General features: G+C 68.3%; 14 protein-coding genes and 1 pseudogene. 11 read left to right on the top strand and 4 right to left on the bottom strand.

Annotated elements, in window-relative coordinates:
* Positions 1–30 precede the first annotated feature (30 nt).
* The 9 genes and pseudogenes from ABID41_RS15190 (at position 31) to ABID41_RS15150 (ending at position 11,647) form a co-directional block, all read left to right on the top strand.
* Positions 31–2,427 carry an ATP-binding protein gene (locus tag ABID41_RS15190; RefSeq protein WP_354297944.1) on the top strand — a complete coding sequence of 799 codons (2,397 nt, stop codon included), beginning with the start codon at positions 31–33 and terminating at the stop codon, positions 2,425–2,427.
* A gap of 76 nt (positions 2,428–2,503) precedes the next feature.
* The gene (locus tag ABID41_RS15185; protein WP_354297943.1) at positions 2,504–4,669 is read left to right on the top strand and encodes an Ig-like domain-containing protein; all 2,166 of its coding nucleotides are present in this window, start codon (positions 2,504–2,506) and stop codon (positions 4,667–4,669) included.
* Positions 4,670–4,826: 157 nt separating this feature from the next.
* Positions 4,827–5,420 (top strand): TetR/AcrR family transcriptional regulator, encoded by a 594-nt coding sequence (locus ABID41_RS15180; RefSeq protein ID WP_331928897.1) that lies wholly within the window; start codon positions 4,827–4,829, stop codon positions 5,418–5,420.
* A 65-nt stretch (positions 5,421–5,485) separates the two neighbouring features.
* Entirely contained in the window at positions 5,486–6,616 is a 1,131-nt protein-coding gene (locus ABID41_RS15175; RefSeq protein WP_331928895.1) for a ferritin-like domain-containing protein, read from the top strand.
* Between the two features lie 337 nt (positions 6,617–6,953).
* Positions 6,954–7,826 (top strand): annotated as a pseudogene (locus tag ABID41_RS15170) (ABC transporter ATP-binding protein); the annotation flags it as partial.
* Positions 7,795–8,631 carry an ABC-2 family transporter protein gene (locus tag ABID41_RS15165; protein ID WP_354297941.1) on the top strand — a complete coding sequence of 279 codons (837 nt, stop codon included), beginning with the start codon at positions 7,795–7,797 and terminating at the stop codon, positions 8,629–8,631. The pseudogene ABID41_RS15170 and the gene ABID41_RS15165, both read left to right, overlap by 32 nt.
* Positions 8,631–9,407: an ABC-2 family transporter protein gene (locus ABID41_RS15160; protein ID WP_331928889.1), complete on the top strand. Its 777-nt coding sequence runs from the start codon at positions 8,631–8,633 to the stop codon at positions 9,405–9,407. The genes ABID41_RS15165 and ABID41_RS15160 overlap by 1 nt, the downstream gene beginning before the upstream one ends.
* 30 nt (positions 9,408–9,437) lie before the next feature.
* Positions 9,438–10,469, top strand: coding sequence for an NAD(P)/FAD-dependent oxidoreductase (locus ABID41_RS15155; RefSeq protein ID WP_354297940.1), 1,032 nt, complete (start codon positions 9,438–9,440; stop codon positions 10,467–10,469).
* Between the two features lie 8 nt (positions 10,470–10,477).
* The gene (locus tag ABID41_RS15150) at positions 10,478–11,647 is read left to right on the top strand and encodes an acyl-CoA dehydrogenase family protein (protein ID WP_354297939.1); all 1,170 of its coding nucleotides are present in this window, start codon (positions 10,478–10,480) and stop codon (positions 11,645–11,647) included.
* Positions 11,648–11,664: 17 nt separating this feature from the next.
* Here the strand turns inward: ABID41_RS15150 and ABID41_RS15145 are convergent, their stop codons facing one another.
* Positions 11,665–12,351 carry an energy transducer TonB gene (locus ABID41_RS15145; protein ID WP_354297938.1) on the bottom strand — a complete coding sequence of 229 codons (687 nt, stop codon included), beginning with the start codon at positions 12,349–12,351 and terminating at the stop codon, positions 11,665–11,667.
* A 168-nt stretch (positions 12,352–12,519) separates the two neighbouring features.
* Between ABID41_RS15145 and ABID41_RS15140 the strand changes: the two genes are divergently transcribed.
* Positions 12,520–13,341, top strand: coding sequence for a transglycosylase SLT domain-containing protein (locus ABID41_RS15140; RefSeq protein WP_354297937.1), 822 nt, complete (start codon positions 12,520–12,522; stop codon positions 13,339–13,341).
* Here ABID41_RS15140 and ABID41_RS15135 read toward each other — a convergent pair.
* Complete coding sequence (locus ABID41_RS15135; RefSeq protein ID WP_354297936.1) at positions 13,338–14,534, bottom strand: CaiB/BaiF CoA transferase family protein; 1,197 nt, start codon at positions 14,532–14,534, stop codon at positions 13,338–13,340. The genes ABID41_RS15140 and ABID41_RS15135 overlap by 4 nt on opposite strands.
* 192 nt (positions 14,535–14,726) lie before the next feature.
* On the bottom strand, positions 14,727–16,529 hold the full coding sequence (locus tag ABID41_RS15130) for an ATP-binding protein (protein WP_354297935.1): 1,803 nt from the start codon (positions 16,527–16,529) through the stop codon (positions 14,727–14,729).
* A gap of 136 nt (positions 16,530–16,665) precedes the next feature.
* Between ABID41_RS15130 and ABID41_RS15125 the strand changes: the two genes are divergently transcribed.
* Positions 16,666–17,439 carry an NUDIX hydrolase gene (locus tag ABID41_RS15125; protein ID WP_331932033.1) on the top strand — a complete coding sequence of 258 codons (774 nt, stop codon included), beginning with the start codon at positions 16,666–16,668 and terminating at the stop codon, positions 17,437–17,439.
* Positions 17,440–17,445: 6 nt separating this feature from the next.
* Here ABID41_RS15125 and ABID41_RS15120 read toward each other — a convergent pair whose 3' ends face one another.
* Positions 17,446–17,913, bottom strand: a complete 468-nt coding sequence (locus ABID41_RS15120; RefSeq protein WP_354297934.1) for an Hpt domain-containing protein — start codon at positions 17,911–17,913, stop codon at positions 17,446–17,448.
* Positions 17,914–17,981 lie beyond the last annotated feature (68 nt).

The raw sequence follows: 17,981 nt of genomic DNA, 5'->3' as shown, positions 1-17,981 counted from the left end.
CCTGCTGACGGCAGGGATAAGGGGCGCGGCATGGGGGGCGACGAGCCAGGGCCGTTCGGACTGGATATTTCGCAAGCTATTTGCGACCGGGCGACCCGGATCGCCAGGACCCTGTTTCGCGCCCTCGACGCACACATCATCTTCGTCAAGGACGGCCAGCTCTGGCGCAGTCGCGAGCGCCAGATCATCCAGCGAAGCGACGAGGGAGCCACGCTTGCGCTCACCAGCGGCGAACTGCTGTGGGTCGAGGACGCCCGCAAGGACGCGCGCTTCTGCAACAGCCCGGTGGTGACGGGCTCTCCGCACCTGCGCTCCTATGTGGCTGCGCCCATCAAGCTGGAGGATGGCACGACCCCTGGTGTGCTCGCGGTGTTCGATCGGGAGCCGCGGCCCTACGACGCCCGCCTGGCTTCGCAACTGTCCGACCTTGCGGCCTTCGTGGCGGACGAATGGGCCAGGGCCCAGGCCCGCAAGGCTCAGGAGCGCAGCCGGCGTGAACGGGACGCCATCCGCGCGACCCTCGGCGCCATCGTCGATTCGATGCCGGTCGCCCTGATCCTGACCGACCGGGAGATGCGGGTTCAGGGCGCAAGCCCGCGGTGGATCCGCAGCCTCGACCTCGAGGGCGAGGTCATCCATGGCCGGACGATCTACGAGCTTGCGCCGCATCTCTATTCGCGCTGGACCGAGTCCTTCGACCGGGTCCTGAGCGGGGAGATCATCCGCGCCGACCGCGTGCGCGTGGTGGAATCGGACGGCGCGGTTCGCTGGTTCCGGGTGGAATTGGCGCCCTGGCGCAATGCGGATGGCGACGTCGGCGGGGCGATCGTGGCTAGCCACGACATCACCGACATGGTTGAGGCGCTGGAAGCGACCGAGCGCTCCGAACAACGCCTGATGTTGGCGATGGAGATCGCCGACATCCATGTCTACGAGATGGACTATGTCCGCCGCGAGCTGATCAAGGCCGGAGCCGAGGACACCTTCTTCTCCGAGCCGAAGAGCTTCGACGAGCTCTACCGCGACATCTATTGCTCCATCGACCCCCGCGACCGGGACATGGTCGTCGAGGCTTGGCGGCGGCATCTGGAGGAGGGAGTTCCCTACCATCCAGAATATCGCCTCGCGCGGTCCGACGACCGGGAAGTCTGGACCATCGGCGCCTCACGCCTGATCACCGACGGCCATGGAAGGCCGGTGCGCCTGATCGGCGCCCTGCAGAACATCAGCGAGCGCAAGGAGAGCGAGCGCGCCCTGATCCAGGCCAAGGAGGACGCCGAGGCCGCCAACCGCGCCAAGTCCACCTTCCTGGCGACGATGAGCCACGAGATCCGAACACCGCTGAACGGCGTCCTGGGCATGGCCCAGGCGATGGCGGCCGATGATCGGTTGCCGAGCATTCAGCGCGAGCGGTTGGAGGTGATCCGCGAGTCCGGCGAAACTCTACTGGCGATCCTCAACGACGTGCTCGACCTCTCCAAGATCGAGGCCGGCAAGATGGAGCTGGAGGAGACCGAGTTCGACATGGCCGCCTTGGCCCGCGGCGCCCACGCGACCTTCACCGCCATCGCCAACAAGAAGGGGCTGTCCTTCGACCTCGTGATCGCGCCCCAGGCGCAGGGGGTCTATCGCGGCGATTCCACCCGGGTTCGCCAAATCCTCTACAACCTGGTTTCAAACGCTCTGAAATTCACCGAGCACGGGGAGGTCCGGGTCAGCGTCGACCGGCAGGATGGGAATCTCAAGCTGAGCGTCTCGGACACCGGTATCGGCATACCCGCCGAGCGCCTCGGCACCCTTTTCCAGAAGTTCGTGCAGGCCGACGCCTCGACCACCCGGCGCTACGGCGGCACTGGCCTTGGCCTGTCGATCTGCAGCGAGCTGGTCAGCCTCATGGGCGGAACCATCGAGGCGACCAGCGAGGTGGGACGCGGAACGGTCTTCTCGGTGACGCTGCCGCTGGTCTGGATCGGCATGAGCGTACCGGCGCCGGCGACGGTAGCGGAGGCCGCGGTCGAGGGGCATGTCTGGCCGTCCTTGCGGGTGTTGGCGGCCGAGGACAACAGCGTCAACCAACTGGTGTTGCGGACCTTGCTGCACCAGATCGGGGTCGAACCGCTGATCGTGGAAAACGGCGCGCAGGCGGTGCAGGCCTGGGAACGCCAGGAGTGGGACGTCATCCTGATGGACGTCCAGATGCCAGACATGGACGGGCCGACGGCGACGGCGGCCATCCGCGCCAAGGAGTTGCGCCAGGGGCGGCGGCGTACTCCAATCATCGCCCTGACCGCCAACGCCATGGCTCATCAGGTGGCCGAATACGCCACCGCCGGCATGGATGGCTTCGTACCCAAGCCGCTCGAGGTGGGACGGCTCTTCGAAGCCTTGCAACAGGTGCTGGACGCCGGCCCAACTCGGGCGGCCTAGAACTTCACCGCGGCCCCGCGAGACGCTACCACTACTAGAGGTGGCGCGTTTCGCGCGGCTTTCAGTGGAGTGTAGCGTGGCGTTTGATCTTACGATTGGGGTGACCGACCAGAATCTGAACGCGAGTGAGACGGCGGAAGTCTCCTTCAGCTTCACCGGTCCGGTGACGGGCTTCGATGCAGACGACATCACCGTGGTCGGTGGGACGATCGGGGCGATCACGGGCAGCGGAGACAGCTATTCCACGACATTCACCCCTTCGGCAGGCTCGACCTCGCCCGGGAGCATCTCGGTCGATTACGCCGGGATATCCGACGTGGACGGAGCCGGCAGCGGCAGCGCCTCCAGCCCCACCATAAACATCGACACGGTCGCGCCTGCGGTGGCCATTTCGTCCAACCTCAGCGCGATGAAGGCCGGGGATCTCGCCACCATCGCCTTCACCTTCTCGGAGGCGCCGGCGGGGTTCGATATGGGTGACATTACGGTGGCTGGCGGCTCGATTTCGGGCTTTACGACCACGCTTGATCCGAACGTCTATACCGCGACCTTCGCGCCGGCCGTCGGGCAAACGGGGACGGCCTCCATCGCGGTCGCGGCCGGCTCCTATACGGACCAGCTAGGCAACCTCGGGGGGGCTGGATCGACCCCTTTCATCACCTATGACACGGAGTTGCCGACCGTCGCCATTTCGATGTCGGACACCGCCCTGAAGATCGGTGAGACCAGCGTCGTCACGTTCACTTTCTCCGAAGCGGTGACGGGTTTCACGACAGCCGATGTGAACGTTCCGAACGGCGCCCTGACAGGGTTGTCCTCCTCCGACGGCGGCGAGAGCTGGACGGCCACCTACACACCAACGGCCGGCGTGACCGACACCTCGAATGCCTTCACCCTGGACTCCGCGCAGGTCGTCGACCTTGCGGGGAACCCCGGGGAAGGAAACGCCACCTCGGCAAACTACACGATCGACACCAACGCCCCGACGGCGACGATCGCAGTGGACGATGAGAACCTGACGGCGGGTGGAACCAGCCTCGTCACCTTCACCTTCTCGGAGGCGGTGACGGGCTTCAACATTAGCGATGCCACCGCCGCCAATGGGACGCTGTCGGGGCTGGCGACCTCCGACAACATCACCTGGACGGCGACGTTCACGGCGGCGGATGGCGTCGAGGACGACACCAACGCCATTACGCTGGATACCGCCCTGGTCGCCGACGGGGCCGGCAACCAGGGCGCCGGGACCGCCACTTCGAACAACTACGCGATCGGTTCGGCTCTGACGGCGACGATCGTCCTGGCCGATCCCGTCATGACGGCGGGGGGGACCAGCCTTGTCACCTTCACCTTCTCCGAGGCGGTGACGGAGTTCGACAACAGCGACCTGACGGTGGAGAACGGCTCACTTTCCGCGGTGCAGAGCACTGACGGCGTAACCTGGACGGCCACCTTCACTGCGGGCAGCGTCGACGACGACACCAACGTCATAAGCCTGGACCTTGCCGACGTCGAAGATGCCGGCGGGGATGCCGGTGCGGGTGTCGTGACTTCCAACAACTACGAGATCGACTTGTCGGCTCTGCCGCCTCCGCCGAGCGAGGATGACCAGATCACCCTGCCGCCGGGCGGCGGGGCGGTCGAGGGTGGTCCGGGCGACGACCGAGTGGTTGGGGACGAAGGGCTCGACACCATCCAAGGCAACATCGGTAACGACGTCGTGACCGGCGGCGGTGGAGCGGACGTCGTTCGCGGCGGGCAGGGCAGCGACTTCGTCCACGGCAACGTCGGGGCGGATCTGGTGTTCGGCGACCTGGGCGACGACAGCGTCTTTGGCGGCCAGGACGACGACTTCGCCCACGGCGGGAGCGGTGCGGACTATGTGGTGGGTGACCTGGGCGACGACACGGTGCTCGGCGGCCAGGGATCCGATACCGTCGTCGGCGGCGACGGCGCGGACTATCTGTCCGGCGACCTGGGGGACGACGTCCTGCTGGGCGGCGCCGGGGCCGACCTCTTCAACTTCCAGGCCGGGGGCGGACGCGACATCGTCATGGACTTCTCGTCGGCCGACGGAGATCTGATCTGCATCTCGCGAGCTGACGCGGCCGACTTCGCCGCCCTGTCCGCGACGTTCGTGGCGGACCCCGCGGGCACGGTGATTCAACTCGGGGCTCAGGCCATCCTGGTGGTCGGCCTCGCGCCGGCCGCTTTGAGCGCCGGCGATTTCGCTTTCGTCTGAGGCGAGGCGCGATCGGAAAAGGGGCGGCGATAATATCGCCGCCCCGGGCCGCGCCGCTCGACAAGGCGTTCCCCTTGGGAACATTGTTTCTTCAACGGGAGGCCTGCATGACTCGAAGGATCGGCGACGACCAACGAAACGCGGCGGGGGACGCGTAATGTCCTGGGCCGAGGCGGCCATGCGCCGGCGCCCCTATCACGTCGGCAACCTCCGCAGCCAGTTGCTGACCGAGGCCCGCGCGCTGCTGGAAACGGGCGGCCTCTCGGAACTGAGCCTGCGGGCGCTGGCCGCCCGAGCCGGCATCGCCCCTGGCTCGGTCTATCATCACTACGCCTCCAAGAGCGCCTTGCTGGCCGAACTGGCGGCCAACGGCTTCCGTGAACTCGAGGAGATCCTGCGCGAGGCGATGAAGCCGGGGCCGGGCGCCACGCCGATCCGCACCTCGGCTCTCGCCTATTTCAGTTTCGCGCGTGCCCAGCCGGCGCTCTACGAACTGATGTTCGATCCCGACCTGATGTGCCCCGAGGTCGAGGCCGCGCGGGAAGGCGCGTTCGGCGTGCTGAAGGCGGCGATCGCCCTTTCGCCCACTCAGCAGGGCGCCGACCCCGAGGTCATCCAGAAGGTCGCGCTGGCGGTGTTCGCCTGCGGCCATGGCGCGGCCTCGCTGGCCGGGCCCAACGGCGGTGAGGCTTCAGCGCGGCTGATGGACGACATCATCCAGGGACTGGAGGCGCTTTTCCGGCCTAGGTGAACATCGCTATCCAAACGACGTTCACGGGCTGATCCTCCCCAAAAAGGCCCATGGGAGGAACCGGTATGGCCGACGGCAACATTACCAAGGACGTGATGTACGACGCGGTGGCGCCGGACGACTTCGAGTCCATGCTCGAACTGGACCGCTACAACGCCCGCTCGACCGCGTTCGACAAGATCATCTCGGCGACCCACGACCATTTCTGGGATCCGCTGGACACCAAGTACATCGACTTCTCCACGCCCTGGGACATGGCGAACGAGCCGCTGCTCCCCGACGACCAGATCATGAGCCTGGGCGTCCCGTATGTTCTCGACCATCTGGAGAAGACCGGCCAGAAGGCCAAGTTCATCAATGAGATGGCCTTGTGGAACTTCTCATCGATCCTGCACGGCGAGCAGGGCGCGCTGAACCTCTCGGCCAGCCTCTGTCACGTGCTGAAGGACCAGGGCGCGCAGGAATACGCCGCCAACCAGACGCGCGAAGAGGCGCGCCACGTCACCGCCTTCGCCAAGTACATCAAGGCCCGCTGGGGCCGGCCGCGGCCCTGTGGCCAGGTGCTGCAGAAGCTGCTGGTCGACATCATCTCCGCGCCCGAGGTCTACAAGAAGATCATCGGTATGCAGATGCTGGTCGAGGGCCTGGCCATGGGCGCCTTCGCCAACGGCTTCCAGTACAATCGCGACCCGTTGGCCAAGAAGCTGTTCCAGCTCGTGATGACGGACGAGGCCTTCCACCACAAGTTCGGGAAGATCTGGGCCGACCGGACCATCCCGAAGATGACCGAGGACGAGCGCCATCTCGTCGAGGATTGGGCCGCGCACTGCTTCCAGTCGCTGCTGTTCAACATGGGGTCGCCGGTCCAGCAGGCCGGGGTCTATCGCGATTTCGGGCTCGATCCGGAGAGGGTGCAGTCCGAGGTCCGGGCCATCATCCAGAACGACGATGCGCGCCGTGAACGCTTGAAGAGTCAGACCAACATCTTCCGGGTGCTGATCAAGACGCTGTTCAATGCAGGCCTCATCACCGAGCGGACCCGGGCCTTCTACGCGACCTATGTCGACATGGAGGAGCTCAAGGCCGAGGGCGAGAAGATGGTCGGCGACGACATCGCTGAGGAGGGGATCAAGTACCTCCAGGAGATCAACTTCAAGGACCGCTCCACCAAGGCGATCTCGATCGCCGCCGAGTGAGGTTCGGCTGTCGCCCTTCTCCCGCAAGGGAGAGGGCGGCGGTTGCCATCGTCATCAACTCAAAGTACAGCTACCCCCGTTCCGCGAACGCGTTCGCGGCGGTTGGATGTGAGAGCTATGGCCACGCAGGCTTGGCAGATGCGCAATTTCAAAGGGCTCGCTTATCCGTGCCCGACCAATTGCGCATGCCTAGAACCTGCCCTCCAAGCCTCCCCTCCGAGCTCCCGCCATGTCGATCGCCGCCATCACCGTCCGGAACCTTCGCAAGCGCTATAGCTACGCCAAGCGCGGCCGCGGGCTGGCCGGCGCGTTCTCATCGAAGCAGGTTGTGATCGACGCGGTCGATGGGGTGTCCTTCGACATCGCGCCCGGCGAACGCGTGGCGATCATCGGTCCCAACGGAGCCGGCAAGTCCACTACCTTGAAGATGCTGTCGGGCGTGCTGGAGCCGACGGCGGGCGAGGCGCAGGTTCTGGGCCTGACGCCCTGGCGCGAGCGCAAGGCGCTGAGCTATCGGATCGGCGTGGTGTTCGGCCAACGATCCCAGCTCTGGGGCGAACTGCCGGCGCGGGACTCGTTCGAACTGCTGCGGCGTATCTACGACCAGGACGAAGCGGTGTTCGCCCGTCGGCTCGGTGAGCTCGGCGAGCGTTTCGCCCTGCGCGAACTGATGGATCAGCCGGTGCATCGGATGTCGCTGGGCCAGCGGATGCGATGCGAGATCGCCGCGAGCCTGCTGCACGGGCCGGAACTGCTGTTCCTCGACGAGCCGACCATCGGCCTCGACGTGACCGCCAAGGCGGCGATCCGCGACTTCGTGCGCGAGCATGCGCGCGATCATGGTCTGACGGTCGCCCTGACCTCGCACGACACCCGGGACATCGAGCTGGTGTGCGAACGGGTCATCGTGGTGAACCAGGGGCGGATCGTGGTGGACCAGCCTACCGACCAGCTTCGCCGGCGGTTCCTGGGACGGAAGGTCGTGACGCTGCAGTCGTCGGCGCCGAGCCTGGGCCTCGATTTGCCGGGTGTCGTCCGCCGGCCCTCGGCGCAGCATACGACCGTGCTGGAGGTCGACACCGCGGCCATACGCATCGAGCAGGTCATCGCCGCGGCCTTCGCCCAGGGTGGGGTCGAGGACGTGACCATCGAAGACCCTCCGATGGAGGAGGTGATCCATGACATCTACGCCAATCCCGACCGCCGTTGAGGCCAGGCGCGGCGGCGGTGCGATGCTGGCCGCGGTCCGGATCGGCGCGGGCCAGACTCTGGCCGGCTGGCCGGTGCTGGTTGGGCGGTGCCTCTTCTACACGCTGCTGCTGGCGACTCTATCGGCCCTTTGGGACAAGGTGGCGGCCGAGCGATTGCCCGGAACCCTGGCCCATGCGGTGCCGGCCGGCGGCTTTGCGCTCTATATCGGCGTGACCGAGTGGGTGACCCTGTCGTTGCCGGCGGCGCATCTGCGGCTGGAGGACGACATCCGCTCGGGCGGACTGGAGCCCTATCTGCTGCGGCCGAAGTCCTATCTGGCCCAGGTGTTCGCCCAGAGCATGGGGGCGGGGCTCGTGCGGCTGAGCGCGCTCGGCGCGACGGCCATTGTCCTGCTGGCCGCGTCCGGCCGGCCGTGGCCTGAGCCGATGGCGTTCGCGCTTCTGCCCGTGGTGGGCGTGCTCGGTGTAGCGGTCGGGGTGCTGCTCTACATGCTGGCGGGCCTGGCGGCCTTCTGGGCGCGGCGGGTGCTGCCGTTTCAGCTCGTCATCCAGAAGCTGATGTTCCTGCTCGGCGGGCTCTATGCGCCGGTCACGCTCTATCCTGACGTCATGCAGCGGGTCGCGGAGGCGAGCCCCTTCGCCGCGCATCTCTACTGGCCGGCGTCGCTGGTCATCGAACCCACCTTGTCGCACGCCGCCATTGGGGCGGGTTGGCAGGTGCTATGGATGCTGGTCCTGACCGGCGCCTGCCGCCTGCTCTGGCGGGCCGGCCTGGCCAAGGTGCTGACGCGGGGAGGGGTGTGATGCGCGGCCTGGTTGGCCTCTACGCCGCCGAGGCCGCAGCTTCGGTGCGCATGTCCTTCGCCGACAGGGGGAACTTCGCCCTGCAGGTTGCAGGCATGCTGCTGAACGACGTGGTGTTCCTCGGCATCTGGGCGCTGTTCTTCGCCGGATTTCGCAGCGTGGGCGGCTGGGGGCAGGAGGATGTGGCGCTTTTGCTCGGCTTGAGCATGTGCGTCATCGGGACCTCGGGCTCCCTGGCAGGCGGTTATCGAGACATGGCGGCCACCATCCTGCGGGGCGACCTCGACGCTCTGTTGACTCAGCCCAAGGGGGTCATCTCGCGCCTCCTGGCCCGTGAGAGCATAGCCTCCGCCTGGGCCGATCTTGCAGTCGGGGGAGTAATATTGACCGTCTTCGCGCATCTGTCGGTCGCCGAGATCCCGCTGGTCGTGGTGGCGATCGCGGCTGGAACGACGGTTTATGTTTCGGCGGCGATCTCGTTCGCCAGCATGGCCTTCTGGATCGCCGGCGCACGTAGTTTCGCCCGCGACCTTACGGACTTCACCCTGCTACTCTCGACCTTCCCCGGCTCGATCCACCAGGGCATGGTGAAGGTGGCGGCCTTCACCATCCTGCCCGCCGGCTTCGTGGTGATGGCGCCGGTGGAGATGCTGCGCTCGCCCAGCCTTGGACGGCTCGCCATGGTGGTCGCGGCGGCCGGCGCCTATGCGGCGATCGCCGCTGCGCTGTTTCATTTCGGACTGCGACGCTATCGACGCGGTGCGTTCGGCGCTTGATTTTGGGCGCGAAGCCCGCTCGTTAGGGCCATGAGCAAAGGCCCCAAGATCACCGTGGCCGGCGCCGGCGCGCTGGGATTGACCACGGCCCTCGCCCTGGCCGACGCCGGGGCGGAGGTTACCGTGTTCGACCCGGGCGCGCCCGCGGCCAGCGCCTCGGGCGTCGCCGCGGGCATGCTGGCGCCCGCCTTCGAGGCGGTGCTGGACGCCCATGCCTCCCCGCACTTCGACATCCTGACCGCTGCGCGCGACCTCTGGCCGGCGCTGGAGGCGCGGGCGGGACTTTCCGTCGACCGTTCTGGCGCGGTGGCGGTGGGCGACGCGGACTTTCTGGGCGGGGTGAAGCAGAACCTGCTGGGCCTGGGCGTGCATCCGGCTGAGCTCGAGCGGCGGGCGCTGGGCGGCTTGGCGCCGGGCCTCGACCCCGCGCTGGGGCGCGGCCTGCTGGTCCGCGAGGACTGGCGGATCGAGGCTGGAGCGACGCTGGCCGGCCTGCGCAAGGCGGCGGAGGCGGCCGGGGTGCAGTTCCGGCAGGCTCAGGCCACGGGCTTCGAGGGCGGTGAGCGGCTGGTGATCGCCACTGGCGCCGGCCGCGACCTGGCGGTGGTCGCGCCGGAACTGGACCTGCTGACTCCGATCAAGGGCCACATCCTCCGCACCGGCGACCAGATCTATGAGGGTGTCGTCGTGCGCGGGCCCGGGGCCTATGTCACCGGGGCGCCGGCCGGGACAAGCGTCGGGGCGACCATGCAGGCGGGCGTCGCGGACCTGGCCATCGAGCCGGCCGAGGTCGAGCGTCTGCGGGCGGCTGGCGGGCGGCTGTTTCCGGCCCTGGCCAAGGCGAAGTTCACGGCCCGGACCGGCGTGCGCGCGGCCACGCCCGACGGCTTGCCGCTGGTCGGTCGGGGGCGGCACCATGGCGTCCTGCTGGCGACCGGGGCGCGGCGCAACGGCTGGCTGCTCGCGCCCCTGGTGGCGCGCCTGATCGTGGCTTGCGTGACGGAAGGGGAGGCTGGTCCCTTTGCCGAACGGCTGAGTCCGGGGAGATTCAGCCAGACCTAGGAGGCGGCATGAGCGGGTTCTGGCTGACCGATGACCAGGAAGCCATCGTCGAAAGCGTGACCCGCCTCTGCGCCGGCTTCGACGCCGACTATTGGCGGCGGACCGACGAGACCGGCGAATTTCCCGAAGCCTTCGTCGAGGCGATGGCGCAGGGCGGCTGGCTCGGGACGGCCATGCCGACCGAGCTTGGCGGGGCGGGGCTGGGGCTCACCGAGGCGGCGCTGGTGATGCAGGCGGTGGCGCAGTCCGGAGCCGGGTTTTCCGGGGCCAGCGCCATGCATCTGAACATCTTCGGACCCATGCCTATCGTCAGGTTTGGCGCCGAAGAGCTCAGGAACCGGGCGATACCGCGGCTGATCTCCGGCGAGGACAGGATCTGCATCGGCATCACCGAGCCGGACTCAGGCCTGGACACCACCAGCCTGACGACCAAAGCGACGCGGACCAACGACGGCTACGTGATCTCCGGCCGCAAGGTCTGGACGACCATGGCCCAGCGCGCCAACAAAATGCTGATCATCGCGCGGACCACGCCGAAGGATCAGGTGCGCAAGGCGACCGAGGGCCTGAGCCTCTTCTACACCGACTTCGACCGCAGCCGGATCAGCGCCACGGTGATCCCGAAGATGGGCCGCAAGGCGGTCGAGTCGAACAGCGTCTTCATCGACAACCTCGAGGTTCCCGCCGCCGACCTGATCGGCGAGGAGGGGCGTGGGTTCTACTACCTGCTGGAAGGGCTGAACCCGGAGCGGGTGCTGTTCGCCGCCGAGGCCGTGGGGCTGGGCCGGGCGGCCCTGACACGGGCGACCAGCTACGCCAAGGAGCGGGTCGTGTTCGGCCGGCCGATCGGCCAGAACCAGGGCGTGGCCCATCCGCTGGCCAAGTCGTGGGCCGAGCTGGAGGCGGCGAACCTGATGGCCTTCAAGGCCGCCGCCCTGTTCGACGCCGGGCGCGAGTGCGGGGCCGAGGCCAATGCGGCCAAGTACCTGGGCGGGGAGGCGGGCTTCCATGCCTGCGAGGCCGCGGTGCTGGCCCATGGCGGCATGGGCTACGCCAAGGAATTCGACGTCGAGCGCTATTTCCGCGAGGCGATGATCGCCCGCATCGCGCCGATCAGCCGCGAGATGGTGATGAACTACATCGCCGAACGGGTGCTCGGCCTTCCCAAGAGCTACTGAGAAGGCCGAGCAGCGCCTCAGCCGCCGATGTCGAAGCGGATGGGGATCTGCACCGTGCCGCCCTCGACCGCCCGGCCGTCGCGGGTCATAGGGCTCATCTTGAAGTAGGGCGCGAGGCGGAGGGCCGCCGCGCCGAAGCCCTGGTCGTCCGGGCTCTCGCGTATCACCACGCAGCCGCTGAGGCCGCCCGCCGCGCTGACCTGGCAGGAGATGGCGGCGGTTCCGCCGAGGCCGCGGCGGGCGGCGCTTTCCGGATAGAAGCGGGCGAATTCCTTGGCGCCGGGGCGCTTCAGCCAATTGGGCGCCACGATCACCGGGGCGGGCGCCGGTGTTGGCGTCGGCGGGGCGATGGTCGCGATCGGCTGGGCCGGGGGCGGCGCCGGCATGGGCGCGACCGGAAGGGGGGCGACGTTCGTCGGCGGTGGAAGCGGGGCGTCGATGACGCGGGGCGTGACGGCTCTGGGCTGGGTGTTCGCGACCGGCGGCGGGGGCTTGGGCGCCAGGGGGACGGTCTCGACCGTCATGATCGGACCCTCGGGCAGGGGCGGCGCCTCCTTCGGCGTCCAGGTCTTCAAGGCGAGGTAGCCGGCGAGGGCGGCGTGGACGGCGATCGACAGCCCGATGGCGGCGGTGACGGTCGGGGAGCGGTTGCGCCGCGGCTGTGACGGACCAGCAGCGAGCGGCAGGAATTGACGGATGACCAAGGCGACCTCCCTTTGTTTGTTTCGTCGCTGAAACCCAGGGTGGCGCGCCGATCGTGGCGGAGGCTTGGCCGTGGCGAAGCTGAACCGTGGCGAAGCGGTGGCGATCTCGGGGAAGTGCTAACGAACGTGGTTAGCGCGCCGTTAACCATGTGCGGCGACACATGGACCATGTCGATCCAGGGAATCAGAGGGGTAGTCGAGGCCGCGATCCAGCGCGCTTCCCACGCCACTGGCGTCGACTTCACCTTCCTGATGAAGACCGCGGGCCGCGAGAGCGGATACGACCCGCGGGCCAAGGCGCAGAGTTCGTCGGCGGCGGGCCTCTTCCAGTTCGTCGAGCAGACCTGGCTCGCCACCCTCAAGCAGCATGGCGCGAAGTACGGCTATGCCCGCTACGCGGCGCTGATCAATCGAGGGACCGACGGCCGGTACTATGTGCAGGGGGCCGAGGCGCGCAAGGCGGTGATGAACCTGCGCATGGATCCTCACGCGGCCTCGCTGATGGCGGGGGAACTGACCTCGGACCACGCGTCCTATCTGCGCGGCCGGGTCGGGCGCGCCCCGACGGCCGGCGAGCTGTACGCCGCGCACTTCCTCGGGCCGCAGGGCTCGGCGCGACTGATCGAGGCGGTGCGGAGCCGGCCCGGCGCGAGCGCGGCCAGCCTGTTTCCCGAGGCTGCGGCGGCGAACCGGTCGATCTTCTATCGCGACGGCCGCGCGGCGACCGTGTCCGAGGTTTACGCCAACCTGACCAGCTCGGCCGGCGGCGCCGCGCGGTCGGTGGCCGCGCCTCAGCGCGCCGAGGGCTTCATCCAGTACGCATCCGCCCGCCAGCAGGCGGTGCAGCCGAGCCAGGACGCGATGATCAACCTGATCCTGCGCGGGGCGAAGTCCGACGACGACGCCAGTTCGAGCATGCGGATGACCGGCTCGCTGTTCACCAGCGAGATGCTGCAGGCCCTGGCCGACGCGCGGGACAAGAAGAGCTAGGCGGCGGCCCCGGCCGCGAACATCGCCTCCACCTGGTCTGGCGAATAGCCCAGTTCCTTAAGCACATGGCGGGTGTCCTGACCCTGGCGCGGCGGCGGGGGCAGAACCGACGCGTCAGCGCCGGGAAAGCGCGCAGGCGAGGCGGGCGAGCGATAGGTCCCGCCCGCGCCGTCCTCCACATCGACCAGAGCGCCCGAGGCGGCGACCTGTGGGTCGGCGGCGACCCCGGCCGGGGACTGGACCGGAGCCCAGACGAGGTCCGCGTCGTCCAGTCGGCGTGCGATCTCGGCGAAGTCGAGCGCGCCGAACGCCCTGTCGAACTCGGCGACCAGCAGGGGGCTGTTGTCCTTGCGCAGACGGCCGGAGCGAAAGCGCTCGTCCTCCAGCAGATCGGGACGGTCGCAGGCGGCGCACAGCACCTGCCAGTCGTTGCTGGAGCCGCGAGGATTGAGTACGAACCAGTGGCCGTCGCGGCTCTTGTAGAAATTGGCCAGCGGGTCGAAGGGCGCGCTGCGGGGCTTGTTGGAGGCGAGCCTGCCGAAGGCGAGCTGGACGGCGAGGTCCGAACCCACGGTGTAGACGCCAGTGGCCAGCAGCGAGGTCTGAACCAGACGTCCCTCGCCGGTCCGCTCGCGCTCGTAGAGGGCCGCCAGGATCGCCGAGACCGTGGCCAGCGAGGTGACGTGATCGCCGACGCCGCTGCGCAGGATGAAGGGATCGGCGCCCTTTGGCGCGTGCATGTGGGCGACGCCTGCGCGCGCCCAGAAGGCGGTGACGTCGAAACCGGGCTTGTCGGAGTCCGGCCCGTCGAGTCCGTAGCCAGTGACCATGGCGTAGATCAGCCGCCGATTGCCTGCGCGCAGGCTGGCCTCGTCGAGGCCGGCGCGCTTGAGAGCTGGGCCGCGGACGTTGGTCAGGAAGACGTCGGCGGTCGCGGCGAGGCGGGCCAGCGCCTCGCGGCCCTCGGGCTTGGAGATGTCCAGGGTGATCGCGCGCTTGCCTCGGTTATCGAGGGCGAAGGTCGGGTTGCCGGCCAGGGCGCTCTTGGCGTCGCCGAAGACGTGCCGCATGGGGTCGCCTTCCGGGCGCTCGACCTTGATGACCTGCGCGCCCCAGTCGGCGAGGACGCCGGCGGCGCCGGGCGCGGCGATATAGGACGCGAACTCGACGACCTTCAGACCTTGCAGCAGCATGTCGCCTCCCGCTTTTCGACAGGACTATCGCGCGTGAGCTCCAACCCTCGGTTCGTCATGGCCGGGCACGCTCGCGCGACCGGGGACGACGACCTGACGGATGTGTGGAGCGACCACGGGCGATCTCCTCCCATTTGAGAGGCATCTTGGCGGGCGGCGACTACGGCCTCAAGGCTGACGCAAGGGGAGGGGTCAGGCGATGGCGCGGACCGACGACGGGATGCGGTCGATGGCGACGGCGTCGGCGACCGCGCGGGCGACCGCGGCGACGCTGACCGGCTTACGGAGCACGGCGTCGGCGCCGGCGGCCAGGCACTCCTGGGCTTCCTCTGCGTCGCCGCCGATGACCGCGACGATCGGAACCCTGGCGACATCGATGGGCAGGGCGCGGATGGCCCCGATCGCCGCCGGGCCATCGAGGTTCGGCATCCGTCCGTCGATCATCAGCAGGTCGAACTCGCAGACCTTGGCCAGGTCGACGGCGCGGCGGCCGTCGATCGCGTGGACCACCTGGTGGCCGAGCTGTTCGATGACGGCGCGGAGCATGGCCGCGTTAAGGCTGTCGTCCTCGGCGACCAGCACCCGCAGGCGCCGGTGGTTCTCCGGACTGACGATCGCGTCGGCGGAACTGGGGGCCTCGCGCAACGGCTCGGCCGCCTCGTTGAAGGGCAGCTCCAGCCGGAAGCAGGAACCGACGCCGACTGCGCTATGGGCCGAGAGGTCGCCGCCCATCAGGCGGGCGAGCTGGCGCGACAGCGAAAGACCCAGGCCAGCGCCGGAGGTGCCCGCGCTGGTGCGTGCGATGCGATTGAATGGTTCGAAGGCGGCCTCGAGTTCTTCCGGGGCCAGGCCAGGGCCGGTGTCGGCGACCTCGATGGCGATGCGGGTGGGGGAGACCAGCTCGATTCTGGCCTCGACGCGGCCCCGCAGTGTGAACTTCAGCGCATTGCCGATCAGGTTCGCCAGGATCTGGCGCGCGCGGAGGGCGTCGGCGATCGCAGCCCCGGCTTCGGCGATGGTGAGTTCAGGCGCTACGTGGACCGAAAGCTCCAGCCCCTTGGCGGCGGCGTTTGGACGATGGAGCAGGGTCAGGTCGCGCACGAGCGCGACCACGTCGATCGGGCGGGGATCGACCGCCAGCCTTCCGGCCTCGGCGGTTTCGGAGTCCAGGGTCGTGTTCAGGACGGCGATCAGGTCGTTGGCGGCGTCCAGCGCCGCGGAAAGCTGTTCGCGCGAGGGGGCCGCGCGGCCGCTGCGGCCGGCGGCGGCGCCGAGGACATGGGCCACGCCGGTCAGGCCGTTGCGAATCTCGTGGCTGAGGGTGGCGACCAGGTCCGACTTCGACTGGGCGATCCGGCGGGCCTGCTCCATCCGTTCGGCCCGCTCGGCCATCATGGTTTCGCGCTCGGCGGCCATGGCGAACTGCCGACGTAGGACGCGGTTGAGCATCAGCGCCAGCGCCAAGGCCAGGGCCAGGGCTCCCAGGGATAGCTGAAGCAGTGAGTGATCGGCCGGCGAGCGAAGCAGGAAGAACAGGGGGCCGGCGGCAGCGGCGAAGCCTACGAGGAGCAGGCTCTCCAGGTATGGCGCGGTGAAGAAGATCACCAGCACCGCGGCGGCGACGGCGATCAGCATGAGGATGTCGCGCACCGGCCCGGCGCCGTCCGCGAAGGCCGCGATCTGCGCGACGGCTATGGCCCAGACCAGGCCGCCGGCGATGTGCACCTTGCTGCGCCGGCTGGCGTCTTCCCGCGCGCCCGACCGCTTCAGCCAGTTCGTCGCCCAATAGAACAGCCCCCAGGCGCAGGCGAAGATCGCAAAGCTGCCAGCCATCAGGCCCGCATTGGGGGCGTGGGATCCGGCCCAGACATAGATCGGCAGGCTGACCACGAAGACGGCCAGGGCGTAGGGTAGCAGGGAGGCCTGGGTCTCTAGGGCCTGCAGGGCGACCGACCGCCCACCGCGGGCGCGAAGTTCCTCGGCCTCAAGCTGCATCGGCTCTCCCCTTCACGACGCGGGGAACCTACGCCACGCAGGGTTGGCGGTTGGTTACGAAGATTGAAAATGAGTGTCACCAGGCTGACCTTGGGTCAGGCTTGCACTGCGTGGGCGGCGATCTCAAGCTGGCCCAATGACCACGTCAGACATCAAGCCGGCGGCCACCATCCTCCTGCTCCGCGACGAGCCGAGCTTCGAGGTGCTGATGGTCAAGCGACACCACCAGATCGACTTCGCCTCCGGCGCGCTGGTGTTTCCGGGCGGCAAGAGCCACGCGGGCGATCACGACCTGGCCTGGGCCGACCACGCGCTGGGATGGTCGGAGTTCGACGCCGAGCAGCGTGGCCTGCGCATCGCCGCGATCCGCGAGGTGTTCGAGGAGGCGGGGGTGCTGCTCGGCCGCCATGGGGACGGCCGGTCGATCGGCGGTGAGTGCGCGACGCTGGAAACCCGCCAGAAGGTCGACGCCGGTGAGCTGCCGTTCCTCAATGTGGTGCGTGAACTTGGCGTATCTATCGACTTGAAAGCGCTGACCATATTTGCGCGTTGGATCACGCCGCCGCTGACCCCCAAGCGTTTCGACACCTGGTTCTATGTAGCCTCCGCGCCGGACGACCAGGTGGCGGCCTGCGACGGACGCGAGACGGTGGACGCCGAATGGATCGCGCCGCGCGAGGTGCTGCGGCTGGCCGAAGCCGGCGAGCGGAAGGTGATCTTTCCGACGCGGATGAACGTGCGCCTGCTGGCCGAAGCACAAAGCGCCGACGATTGCGTGGCGCGCGCCCAGGCGCGGAAGCTGGTGACGGTGGAGCCGCAGATCCAGGATCGGCCAGGCGGGAAGGTTCTGGTCCTGCCGCCCGACGCTGGTTACGGCGAGGTGGAGGAGCCCCTCGCCAACGTCATGTGATCCGGCTCAGGCGCCGGCGACCCTGCGCGCCAGTTCGTCGAGCATCTGGCGGCCCTCGGGCTGCTCCTCGGTCTTCACGCCGTCGCGGACAGCGGTCTTCACCGCCTCGATATGCGCGTCGACGAGGGTCAGGTCGACATTCAGGCGCTTGTCCTTGGCGTCGATCAGGCTGCAGAGCGAGCCGCAGATCTTGGTGATCAGCGGAAACTCGTAGGTTGCACCAAGGCCCTTGAGGTCATGGGCGCGCAGATAGAGCGTTTCCATGGTCTGAGCGTTCACGCCCTCCTCGCCGATGCGCGCGCGGGCGGCGTCCAGCTTGGTGATCTCGTCGGACAGCCATTGGGCGAAGTTGCCGGAGAGGCTTTTCAAGGCCGCTTCGGCCTTGGCGATAGCGCTAGGATCGATGGCGCCGAGCCGTCCGCCGAGCTTGAGGCGAAGGCCGGGGGCCTGGGTGACCGGATTCTGTTGGCTCACAACGCGCCTCCTAGAACAACATTCGAGTCTTTAGGGGCTATGCGTTAACAACGAATGATCCGAAGGGC

This window comes from Phenylobacterium koreense (assembly GCF_040545335.1).
Classification (GTDB): Bacteria; Pseudomonadota; Alphaproteobacteria; order Caulobacterales; family Caulobacteraceae; genus Phenylobacterium; species Phenylobacterium koreense.
This window is presented reverse-complemented; position numbering and strand designations above follow the sequence as displayed.

Bases quoted from the DNA above. Each gene is read 5' to 3' on its own strand.
- ABID41_RS15190 (WP_354297944.1), top strand. From the start codon at position 31: ATGGGGGGCGACGAGCCAGGGCCGTTCGGACTGGATATTTCGCAAGCT.
- ABID41_RS15180 (WP_331928897.1), top strand. From the start codon at position 4,827: ATGTCCTGGGCCGAGGCGGCCATGCGCCGGCGCCCCTATCACGTCGGC.
- ABID41_RS15175 (WP_331928895.1), top strand. From the start codon at position 5,486: ATGGCCGACGGCAACATTACCAAGGACGTGATGTACGACGCGGTGGCG.
- ABID41_RS15165 (WP_354297941.1), top strand. From the start codon at position 7,795: ATGACATCTACGCCAATCCCGACCGCCGTTGAGGCCAGGCGCGGCGGC.
- ABID41_RS15160 (WP_331928889.1), top strand. From the start codon at position 8,631: ATGCGCGGCCTGGTTGGCCTCTACGCCGCCGAGGCCGCAGCTTCGGTG.
- ABID41_RS15155 (WP_354297940.1), top strand. From the start codon at position 9,438: ATGAGCAAAGGCCCCAAGATCACCGTGGCCGGCGCCGGCGCGCTGGGA.
- ABID41_RS15150 (WP_354297939.1), top strand. From the start codon at position 10,478: ATGAGCGGGTTCTGGCTGACCGATGACCAGGAAGCCATCGTCGAAAGC.
- ABID41_RS15140 (WP_354297937.1), top strand. From the start codon at position 12,520: ATGTCGATCCAGGGAATCAGAGGGGTAGTCGAGGCCGCGATCCAGCGC.
- ABID41_RS15135 (WP_354297936.1), bottom strand. From the start codon at position 14,534: ATGCTGCTGCAAGGTCTGAAGGTCGTCGAGTTCGCGTCCTATATCGCC.
- ABID41_RS15130 (WP_354297935.1), bottom strand. From the start codon at position 16,529: ATGCAGCTTGAGGCCGAGGAACTTCGCGCCCGCGGTGGGCGGTCGGTC.
- ABID41_RS15125 (WP_331932033.1), top strand. From the start codon at position 16,666: ATGACCACGTCAGACATCAAGCCGGCGGCCACCATCCTCCTGCTCCGC.